The following is a 4713-nucleotide window of genomic DNA, read 5'->3' as shown; positions in this document are numbered from 1 at the left end:
GCCCGAGAAACCCGAGCCGGAGCAGAAAGAGGCTGCTTAAAACAGCTTTGCGCGACAACTATCTTGAAAAACGCCGATGGTTATAAACCCACAGCCAGTTCGTGGCAAATTCCTGTAACTCATTCAGTGACTCAAACAGGTAATGGCCCAACCAGTCGTAACGCACAGTGCGGTTAAATCGCTCTATGTAGGCATTCTGCTGCGGGTTGCCTGGCTGGATATACCTCAGCGCAATCCTCTTCTGCTGCGCCCATTGCTTGAGCTCTTCGCTGATGTATTCCGGACCATTATCACAGCGGATTGCGGCTGGTTTGCCCCGCCACTCGATGACCTGCTCCAGCACCCGTTTGACTCGCGAGGCAGGCAAGGAAAAATCCACCTCGATGCACAGTGCTTCGCGATTGAAGTCATCGATCACATTAAACAACCGCACCGAACGACCATCGCTGAGCTGGTCATGCATAAAGTCCATCGACCAACAGTGATTCGGTTGGTCAGGGACTGCCAACGGCTCCGGCTTGGCGCGTACTAGCCGCTTCTTGGGTTTTATCCGCAGATTGAGCTCTAGCGCCCGATAGATCCGGTAGACCCGCTTGTGGTTCCAGCCAAAGCCTTTGACGTTACGCAGGTACAGGAAGCACAGTCCGAAACCCCAGTTGCGCTGGTTGGCGGTGAGGCGCAGTAGCCAGTCGGCAATCTCCTGGTTTTCATCAGCCAGCACGGGCTGATAACGGTAGCAACCCTCGCTCACCTTGAACACCTGGCAAGCCAGACGGATAGAAATGGCGTAATGAGCCACAGCCTTGGTCGCCATCTCCCTGCGGGCAGATGGCGTCACCACTTTTTTGCCATCGCCTCGGAGATGATCTCAGCCTTTAGGCGCTCCTCGGCATACATCTTCTTAAGGCGACGATTTTCCTCTTCCAGCTCTTTGAGGCGCGCCATGAGAGAGGCATCCATGCCACCGAATTTGGAGCGCCACTTGTAGAAGGTGGCGGAGCTGATGCCATGCTCACGGCAGAGCTCAGGGACGGGTGAACCAGACTCGGCCTGCTTGAGGATGGCGATGATCTGTGCATCGCTAAAGCGTGATGTTTTCATGTAGAACCTCCTGCGTTCAAGATACGAGAAAATTCTACTTATGAGCACCTCAGTTTTTCGGGGGGATTACCGTGCCTTGATCCAGTTTTGATGTTCCCCTCGCAAAGCCCGGCCGCTTTTTATAAACGGTCCGCCGTCTTTAAGATACTCATCTCGAATAAGTCTGATAGCTTCTAATTCATCGTTATCAAGTTTGTAGTCGCTAAAGTTTGGCTCAATTTCATGCAATTTTGCTGGGACTATGCGATAACGCTCAGTTAAATAGATAAACTGGTCTGACTGGATACTGGTGTTTACAGAATTCTCGACACTACAGCTAATGGTGAGACCACGGTCAAAACCTGCGACATCATAGCGTTGGCAGATATGTTCAAACTGAGCGTGTAAGGCTGAAAAGTCACAGTGCTCGGATTGAGACTCAAGATGATCAAGTAATTCACCATATGCACCGATTGCATCAAGGTTAGTATAATGGATTGCCTTGATGTTATTATGGTAGCCACATGCTCGACCAATATTTGCTTGGACGATTGCAGCTATATTTGAGATGGTGCTATCCCAGCTGTTAATTAGCTCCTCTTTCATTTTTGAGCCGAAGTTTATGCCTGCTCGAAAGCCGGCAACGGTAATAGCAATGAGTTTATCATCAAAGAGGCTGGCTGCTTCATAAGCGTATTTGAAGTCATGAATCGAGCTAATTTCATGTTCTTCGACGCCAGCTAGTTTTTGGCCAATAATAAAAATTTGGTCTTCTGCAATGCCTTGCTCAAGCAGTATGGCCTTTACTGAAGCTGCTGCGCCACTTTGTACCCTAACGAGGCTCCAACCTGGGCCTTGATGTTCAAGAAATTGTCTGATGAATCGTCTTCGCAATAGCGAGTCTTGGCAAAAATCTCGCTGTGTCGGATCGAGCTTCACGATCTGATGATGCTTGTGCATGCTCCGAATACCGTGGTAGTCGGAGCTTGTTTTGTGAAATACCAGTTGAGTGTGGTACTGATGTTTTAGAATTGAGTCAGCGCCAGCGGCATAGAGAGCGCTAAAAGGAGTTGCAGAGATAAATGCAATCTTACAAGCACTATTTTCACTATCAAGGTAATTGAATACATCGCTGTAGCGAACGCCATCTTGATGAGTGCCGTAATGGCACTCATCAATGATGATCAATCGTGGCTGTTGATGCTTAAACTCGGATGCCAGAGTAAACCGGAAATTCGTGAAATTACTCACGACCATGTTGGGGCATGCAGCGAAGTCAGATTTGGCCTGCTCTAACAGCGCAAGGTCAGCCATCGTGACCAAGTACAAGGTATCTTTTAACTTGCGACGATCACATAAATCACTGTCAGATAATGAATTCCGCTGCAGACAACTAAGTGCTAAGGCAATACCAGACTTTCCTGATTGCATCTCTGCCGCGATAACGACAGCTCTTGATCCATTATCGAAATGACGAAAAGCACGCTGCGCCGCATTTATCTGATGTGAGAAGGTATTACCAGATAGTACTGATTCAACTTTTTCTCTATGCCGTGTTACCTGATTGTTCATGTGATTTTTTAACTCACTGAAACGTTGCGCTGTTGCTCAGAAAATTGCGATTCATCATGGATGATTGTTTCATTTTCTGGCAGTTCATTGGCAGCAGCTTTCATACGGCTTGCCTCGGCATTATATTCCCCACGCTTATAGAGTACGAACATTGTGTCATCGTGTTCTATACCAAAATGATCACACATTTCGTGAACATCATCTTCAGTCATGACCCATTTGCTGACATTATTACGTCGGGACATGTTATAAATACTGAAAATGGTTGCTGTGACGAGCTTTTGCTCTGTGTATTCACCAGAGCCAGGCATGACAATAGTATTGAATTCTATAGGCTCTTGCTGAGCAACTTTTTGCGTAAAATTTAGGGTCCGTTCTTTCATCGTACCCTCTTTACGTGCTTTTTCCTTGTTATCATAGGAGTCGCCATTGACCCAATGAGCTTTTACCCAATTTTTCTTGGCACCACGCATGGCACGAGAAGACTTTACCGAAGGACCAGAATCTCTGAGTAGCTCTTCACGTAGCAATGCTATGGCCTGCAGGATTAATTTATCCTCGGTATGCTGTGTGAAATCGTAATCAGGATCAAGCAGCTTGGCTGGCACGGCAACGTAGCTATCGGTCATGTATGTTTCAACATCACCTATGGGTCGACGCCGCTTGTTTTTGACGGTTAATCCGACATCCAAACCATTGACATTAAACTCTTGGCATACATCTTCAAAAAATTCTTTGAGACCATCAAAATCAGAGGCGGCGTGTTCACTGGTATTTTTATCAAGGTAATCCAGGATTGCCCCATAGGCTTGTGCCGCATTAAGACTTGTGAAGTGATGTGCTTCTCGATTGTCATGGTACCCACAGGCTCTGCCAATGTTAGCTTGTACCACTGCTGCGACACTGGTTAGTGTACTGTCCCAGGTGGCAATTAGCCGCTGTTTCATATCTTGACCAAAATTAATCCCTGCGCGACAGCCTGCTACAGTAATAGCAATGAGCTTTTCGTCAAAGTCGATGCACTCATCGAACTCTTTTTTAAATCGCTCAATGGTAGTTAATTGGTCTTCTGGGACACCACTGAGATCTTTGCCAAGAATATGAACATTCTGATCTGCAAATCCAGCTTGAATAAAACCATTTTTTGCCTCCATAGCGGCACCTGGTGGCACCCTGACCAATACCCATCCAGCACCTTCATGTTGTTCAAGTAAGCTCAATAGTTTTTCTTTAGCCGGCGAGTCATCAAGAATATTCCTCGAGTCAGAATCCAATCCTGTGACTTTATTGCAACGCAGCATTTCCCGAACACCGTAGTACTCGTTACTGGTGCGATGGAATACCAATTTGGTATTAAAATCACGCCGTAAAATTGAGTTGCGAGCTGCCTCTTCGGCCGCTTCTGCAGCTTCGATAGCCTCTTTATCTCTGTGATTATGTTTTGCTATTTCTTCTTCGTGCTTGGCAACATCATATTCAGTCTCTGCCGCATAGAGAGCCCCAAATGGCGTCGCAGAGATAAACACTACTTTGCAATCTTTATTCTCTTTTTCGAGGTAATCAAAAACCTTGCAGTACCGAATAGCTGCTGCATTTGAGCCATAGTGACACTCGTCAATCAGGATCAGTTTGGGCGGATTGCCTTTAAAACTTCGCTCTAAATCTTGGTCGAATCGAATAAAGTTACTCACAACAACGTTTTTGGCATCTGTCAGATCTTTTTCTGCCTGCTCTAACAAGGCAACGTCAGGCATGGTTACCAAATATAGAGTGTCTTTGAGCTTAGTTCGGTCGCAGATCTCTTCGTCAGTCAGTGAGAGACGCTGCAAACAACAAAGAGCGAGTGCCACACCAGACTTACCAGCTTGCATCTCTGCAGCAGTGATAACCGCTCGGACATTACCACTCAGTGCATCGAATGTTTTTTGTGCTGCGATACGTTGATGATCGTGTAATTTTTTTCCTGTGAGGATGGCATTAACTTTCCTGATTACCCATGACCCTCAGCCAGCTTCAAGAGCCGATATGGCATCGGAGGGCTTGCCACGACTGCATGCCCCA

3 protein-coding genes are annotated in these 4713 nt (G+C 46.7%); all 3 read right to left on the bottom strand.

Annotated features, from left to right (window positions below):
- Positions 1–58 precede the first annotated feature (58 nt).
- The 3 genes from OKC40_RS21790 to OKC40_RS21780 all read right to left on the bottom strand — a co-directional run bounded on the left by OKC40_RS21790 (position 59) and on the right by OKC40_RS21780 (position 4523).
- A protein-coding gene (locus OKC40_RS21790; protein WP_270796971.1) for an IS3-like element ISAs22 family transposase occupies positions 59–1101 on the bottom strand; the annotation gives its coding sequence in 2 pieces (ribosomal slippage) (positions 59–849 and positions 849–1101; 1044 coding nt in all).
- Between the two features lie 66 nt (positions 1102–1167).
- The gene (locus OKC40_RS21785) at positions 1168–2652 is read right to left on the bottom strand and encodes a DEAD/DEAH box helicase family protein (RefSeq protein ID WP_270796970.1); all 1485 of its coding nucleotides are present in this window, start codon (positions 2650–2652) and stop codon (positions 1168–1170) included.
- An 8-nt stretch (positions 2653–2660) separates the two neighbouring features.
- A complete protein-coding gene (locus OKC40_RS21780) occupies positions 2661–4523 on the bottom strand; it encodes a DEAD/DEAH box helicase family protein (protein ID WP_270796969.1) in 1863 nt (620 codons plus the stop codon).
- Positions 4524–4713: the final 190 nt, after the last annotated feature.

It is taken from the genome of Aeromonas sp. QDB11, assembly GCF_027705265.1.
GTDB lineage: Bacteria > Pseudomonadota > Gammaproteobacteria > Enterobacterales > Aeromonadaceae > Aeromonas > Aeromonas allosaccharophila.
The sequence above is the reverse complement of the archived record's forward strand: the minus strand, read 5'-3'. Positions and strand labels throughout refer to the sequence as shown.